The organism is Moorena sp. SIO4G3, from assembly GCF_010692305.1.
Taxonomy (GTDB): domain Bacteria; phylum Cyanobacteriota; class Cyanobacteriia; order Cyanobacteriales; family Coleofasciculaceae; genus Moorena; species Moorena producens_A.
In genome coordinates, this window is sequence record NZ_JAAHIG010000466.1 from 1 (window position 1) to 6,232 (window position 6,232).

Annotated in this window: 5 protein-coding genes; 3 read left to right on the forward strand and 2 right to left on the reverse strand. The window is 45.1% G+C overall.

What is annotated here, in order from left to right; genetic code table 11:
* Positions 1–344: 344 nt before the first annotated feature.
* Complete coding sequence (locus F6J99_RS40150; protein WP_293121755.1) at positions 345–1,397, forward strand: GHMP kinase; 1,053 nt, start codon at positions 345–347, stop codon at positions 1,395–1,397.
* A complete protein-coding gene (locus F6J99_RS40155) occupies positions 1,384–2,268 on the forward strand; it encodes a UTP--glucose-1-phosphate uridylyltransferase (RefSeq protein WP_293121756.1) in 885 nt (294 codons plus the stop codon). Before F6J99_RS40150 ends, F6J99_RS40155 begins: the two co-directional genes overlap by 14 nt.
* A 34-nt stretch (positions 2,269–2,302) precedes the next feature.
* Here F6J99_RS40155 and msrB read toward each other — a convergent pair whose 3' ends face one another.
* Both msrB and radC read right to left on the reverse strand, forming a co-directional pair.
* Entirely contained in the window at positions 2,303–2,701 is a 399-nt protein-coding gene (msrB, locus tag F6J99_RS40160) for a peptide-methionine (R)-S-oxide reductase MsrB (RefSeq protein ID WP_293121757.1), read from the reverse strand.
* A 587-nt stretch (positions 2,702–3,288) separates the two neighbouring features.
* Complete coding sequence (gene radC, locus F6J99_RS40165; protein ID WP_070394266.1) at positions 3,289–4,020, reverse strand: DNA repair protein RadC; 732 nt, start codon at positions 4,018–4,020, stop codon at positions 3,289–3,291.
* Between the two features lie 604 nt (positions 4,021–4,624).
* On the opposite strand from radC, the gene F6J99_RS40170 reads away from it, so the two are divergent.
* The coding region (locus tag F6J99_RS40170; protein WP_293121759.1) for an integrin alpha at positions 4,625–6,232 on the forward strand (1,608 nt) is incomplete at its 3' end.

The window sequence follows — 6,232 nt, forward strand, 5'->3', positions numbered from 1 at the left end:
TCCTTAGGGATCCACAGCCAACTCTTCCATGCAGTAGTTAACATAAAACCTTCTATTGAGTTACCCCACTAATGGTTTATTTCTATCTACCCATATAGAGCTTTCAAAAGTTCTAGTTAATACCAAGTAGCATTCACCGGTAGCACCCTCTATGGACAGTTTCACCGTCTGGTGGTGTCTTGCCGTCTTTGAATGCAATCCCTCTGATGGCAATGTCATACTACGCGTGCTTTATATAGTGCTTTGCAGCTCAATAAAATACACTGTAGCCTCTCGGAAGCTCCCACTGCAATCACCGGTTGTATTATATTCCAATCAAGACTGCGTTTGCATTTAACTCAATAATGAAACTGTTTGTCCCAGGTCGCCTTTGTCTATTTGGGGAACATAGTGATTGGGCAGGAGGCTATCGCTGCCTAAATCCCCAGCTCGAAAGAGGCTACACCCTAATCACCGGAACCAATCAGGGACTTTATGCTCTGGTCTTATCTGATCCGACCGAGCTGATTATTCGTACTTCCGGTCGGGAGGGTGCCCCGACCCTTTGTATTAGTTTACCAATGGAAAGGAGTGCTCTGCTCGCTGTTGCTAAAAAAGGCGGTTTTTTTAGTTATGCTGCTGGGGTTGCCTACCAGTGTCTCTCTCGCTATCCTGTCGGTGGAATTGAAATCGATAATTACCGCACTGACTTACCAATCAAGAAAGGGCTATCCTCAAGTGCAGCAATTTCCGTCCTAGTTGCCCGCAGCTTCAATCTCCTGTATGACTTAAACATGAGCCTCCAAGAGGAAATGGAGTTAGCCTATCTAGGGGAAACCACCACCCCTTCCCAATGTGGTCGGATGGATTTCGCCTGTGCTTATGGCAATCGACCGATCATGATGATGTTTGATGGTGATCACACCGATATTACTGAACTCAAGGTACCTCGGAATCTATTTTTTGTAATTGTAGACCTCGGGGCGAGTAAAAATACTCAGGAAATACTCGGTAAACTGAATCAGTGCTATCCCTTCGCCACTAACGAAATACAACAAAATGTTCAGCACTATCTTGGTTCAATCAGTTCTAAAATTACTCAGGAGGCCGTTGAGGCTCTGGAAAGGGGTGATGCTGAACGGATTGGTGCCTTGATGAATCAGGCACAAGCTGAATTCGACCGCTATCTTATCCCTGCTTGCCCTGAGCAATTAACTGCTAGAGTGTTGCACCACATCCTGAATTATGAACCAATTCAACCTTATATCCTCGGGGGAAAGGGAGTGGGCTCTCAAGGGGATGGTAGTGCACAATTTATTGTTAAAGACAAGGAAAGTCAACAAAAGTTAATTAAAATTCTTGAGCGTGATTTCCCCCAAATGGAATCTTTGACGTTAACGATTTATGCAGACCAATAACGTTCGCAAAGCTGTAATTCCCGCAGCGGGTTTTGGTACCCGTTTGTTTCCAGCCACCAAAGTGGTAAAAAAAGAGTTATTTCCGATTATTGACCGGGATGGTAGGGCGAAACCAGTGATCATGGCGATTGTGGAAGAAGCGGTCAATGCTGGGATAGAAGAAGTGGGGATTGTGGTTCAAAAAAGCGATCGCAAACATTTTGAAGAATTGTTTAAGTCGCCCCCCAAACCCGAACTCTTCGATAAACTCTCTCCAGAAAACCAAGCATACAGCCAATATTTACAGGATTTAGGCCAGAGAATTACGTTTCTGATTCAAGAGAAGCAAGAAGGCTATGGTCATGCTGTATTTTGTGCCAAAGAATGGGTAAATGATCAGCCTTTTCTATTGTTGCTGGGGGATCATGTTTACGCTTCTGACCATGAAAATTCCTGTGCTAGTCAAGTTCTAAACGTTTATAGCCAGGTTGATCAGAGCGTTGTTGCCTTGACCGTAATGCCAGGAGAGATTATTCATAAAGCCGGTTGTGTGACTGGGATTTGGGAAGAGTCAGAATCACGGTTGCGTGTGACAGAGCTTTATGAAAAGCCTACTCTTGAGTATGCGCGAGCCCATCTCCATATGGAAGGAATGGCAGCGGATCAGTTCTTAGCGGTATTTGGTATGTATGTACTTAAGCCGAAAATTTTTGACTATCTTGAAGAGCAAATCAACCACAATATCCGTGAAAAAGGCGAATTTCAGCTGACATCCTGTCTTGATAAATTGCGACAAGAAGAGGGCATAACCGGTTATCTAGTTAAAGGCAAGTATTTTGATACCGGAATGCCCCAGTTTTATCGACAGACCATAATTGATTTTCCCAATTAAACTCAGGAGACTTGATCTGATTAATCCTATGTTTTTAATCCTGTTTCTCGAAACTAAGGGAAGCAGAATTCATACAGTAGCGTAAGCCTGTTGGTTGTGGTCCATCGCTAAACACGTGACCTAGGTGAGCGTCACAGACAGCACACAACACTTCTGTCCTGCGCATAAATAGGCTGTTATCGGCTTCCTCCTTTACATTCTCTTCTTTGATAGGTGCATAAAAACTAGGCCAACCTGTCCCAGAATCATATTTGGTATCGGAGTTAAATAGCTCTGTGCCGCAACAGATACATTTGTAGATACCCTTCTCCTTATTGTTCCAGTATTCTCCAGTAAAGGCTCTTTCCGTTCCCTTCTGTCTGGTGACTTTATACTGTTCCGGTGTTAGCTGCTCTTTCCACTGTGCTTCAGTCTTTTGGACTTTAGTAACCATGGCTGAATCCTTGTGATAGTGTTTTGATGATACGTCGGAGGTGAGAGATCACCGATTGGGTGATCGGGTCTTTTGTAAAGAAAAGACACGTTTTGATACTTAACTTAACATTTTCTGGCACACAGCAGATGGGAAGTTTAGGGCGTGTGGGTAGTTTGGGGCGTGTGGGAAGATCGGCAGGGTTTGATTAAGGGTAATAATTCAAAGGTAATAATTAGCCCATGAGATGAATGGTCAGATAACCCTTCCGTGTCTACCACAGCTAAACGTCAGGCGTTGCTGATTCTGGGTATGGTTTCGCCCCCCTAACCCCCCAATTCTGGGGGGAATAAGACCTTCTTGCGTCCCTCCCGGTGCGCTTTCCAATGGGCGAGTAAATCGCCCTTGGGTCGCACCGCAAAGTTGGGGGACCCACGGGGGCTTTAACATGCACCAGATGATTGCGCATTCATTCCTTAATTCAGCAACGCCAAACGTCATACTAAGTTGCGGTTAAAGGTATAACTTTCTGTTCCCCCAATCTCCCTATCTCCCTATCTCCCTATCTCCCAATCTCCCTATCTCCCTATCTTTGAATGCAACTCGTATCAATCCTCCTGAGGATACTCATCCCACAGTTTCGTTACTTGCCGTATGCTCTGGTAATTACCATTCCCAACAATCAAGTGATCCAATACCGGAATACATAATAGTTGACCTACCTGTAATAACCGTTCGGTTAGAGTAATATCTTGAAAACTTGGGTCAACACTGCCAGTGGGATGATTGTGAGCCACAATTACCTGTGTTGCTCCTTGGCGCAGCACTTCTCGGAAAATATCCCGGGGATTCGCAATGGTTTCTGTTGCGGTACCAACAGTAATAATCTGAGTACCCAACAAATGATTTTTAACATCGAGTAGCAACACAGCAAATCTTTCATGATTTTGCCACATTAAGTCATGACTCAAAGACGCTGCTGCTGAGGCTGGACTATCAATAATTACACCTTCTGTTGGTCGAGACAGAAATGCCCGTTTTCCCAGCTCCACTGCTGCTAAAATCGTTGTGGCTTTCGCTAGTCCAACACCATGAATTTGGGTCAATTCTTGAGCTTTAATATTCCGCAACACAGCCATTGGGTCTCGTTGGTCTTTAGCAAGTTCCTGTAAAATCAACTGTCCCAAACCCATGGCAGAAAGCTTACCTTTGCCTTGACCTGTACCTAAAAGAATTGCTAGCAGTTCCGCTGTCGCCAGATTTTTAGCTCCTAGAGCAACTAATCGCTCGCGAGGACGTTCACTGATCGGAATATCAGCAATTCTCAGGCAATATGTCATAGATGTACACTGACTAAGACTGAAGGGATTTATTTTTAGTTATCCCGTTTTGACCTAAGAAATCTAGATTCCATTGGCAATATCCTGATTATCCCAATAATCGAGATGGGGAGATGGGGAGATGGGGAGATGGGGAGATGGGGAGATGGGGAGATGGGGAGATGGAGAAATTAGGTAGGTGTCAACAAACACAAGATCATTAGCACAATTCAATAATACTGTCGTGCCAAATTGGCGGTTTTGCCAAATCTTTACATAACGGATTTTCTTTAGTGCATAAATATTTGAACAAAACCAAAAAGCTTGAGTGGTGGATTGTCGAGGAAGGTTATCCCTTGATTAGCGGACTTTTCGTCAACACCAATTACCTACCAACAACGAAAATCCGAGAAATTCTAATCATATTGACTGACTTAATACCTCAAAGGGCGTAGTAGCTATGTTACAGTACTTAATTCTTTACAATCAACATATAAAGATTTATGGTAGACTGCTTCAGAATTACGTAAAATTTTGATGAATTTATCACAATCTTCGTGCCAATCACTAGGATTAGCTGAGATGATGTCAAATCGAAAGCATATAGACATCTACCAAATTAACTATGTCAAATCAACTATTTAATCTTTCAAACCTTAACGGCAGAATTGGGTTCTCTATTAATGGTGTTACATTAGGTGACCGCTCCGGCTTCTCAGTCAGCAGCGCTGGAGATATCAACGGTGATGGCAATGCTGACTTGATTATCGGAGCCCCAGGGGCAGATCCCAATGGCCTTTTTTCAGGTACAAGCTATGTAGTCTTCGGTGGTCCAGATGTGGGTGCTAGTGGTAACATCGAACTCGCTGACCTAGACGGTACTAACGGTTTTGTTATTGCAGGTCTTAATTCAACTGGATTCTTAGGCTTTTCGGTTAGCAGTGGTGGAGATATCAATAGTGATGGTACGAGTGACCTACTGGTAAGTGCTCCTGGTGCTGGTCCCAACAACAATGGCGTGAGCTATGTGATATTTGGCGGTCCCACTGTGGGCTCTACTGGTAGCGTAGATCTCTCATCTGGCTTTGCTATCAATGGCGTCGATCCTGCAGAATTTTCTGGTCATTCCATCAGCAATTTAGGGGATGTTAATGGCGATGGTAACGATGACATCTTGATTGGTGCTCCTAATGCTTTGTTGCCTATTGCTTCTCCCGGTCTTAATCCTGGCGAAGCTTATGTGGTATTTGGGGGCACACAAGGTACTGGCGGTAGCCTAGACCTCTCCACTCTGGACGGCACTAATGGCTTCCTCCTCACCAGTAGTGTTGCAGGAAACTTGGCAGGTTTCTCAGTCAGTAGTGCTGGGGATATCAATGGTGATGGCATCAAGGATTTCGCTATCGGTGCTCCTGGTAGTGATTCTCCTCTGACTGACAACAGTTCTGCTGGCAAGACTTATGTAGTGTTCGGTGGTTCAGGTTTGGGTGCCACTGGAACCCTAGACCTCTCATCGATACCCTCCTCCGACCCCAAAACTGGCTTTGTCATTAATGGTATTGATAAAGGTTCCAGCCTTGATCTCGGTGACAGGGCAGGCTGGTCCGTGAGTGATGCTGGGGATGTCAATGGTGATGGTGTTAGTGACTTAATCATTGGGGCTCCCTCTGTTGACTCCGATACCCAGACTGATGTTGGCCAGGCTTACGTAGTGTTTGGCGGCACAGATGTTGCTGGTACAGGGAACTTAGACCTTGCAAGCCTCGATGGTACCAATGGCTTTGCCATCAAAGGGATTGAAGCGGAGGGTCTCCTGGGCTCGTCAGTTAGTCATGCTGGGGATCTTGACCAAGATGGGTATGCTGATATTGCGATTGGAGCTAAAGGTGCAGGCAAAGTTTATGTGCTGTTCGGCAGTGAAGGGTTGGGAACTACTGGCAGTGTAGACCTTTCTACCCTAGACGGGGAAAATGGCTTAGTTATCGAAGGTACTGACTCCCTAGGCTTCTCAGTAAGTGGAGCAAAAGACGTTAATAGTGATAGCATTGATGACCTAGTTATCGGAGCTCCTGGTCTTGAGCTTAGTAGAGCCAATGGCAGCACCCCAGGCAATAGCTATGTCCTATTCGGTAATGTTGCTCCAGTGATAGACCTCAACGGTGTATCGACAGGTACCGGAACAGGTACCGGAACAGGTACCGGAACAGGTACCGGAACAGGTACCGGAACAGGA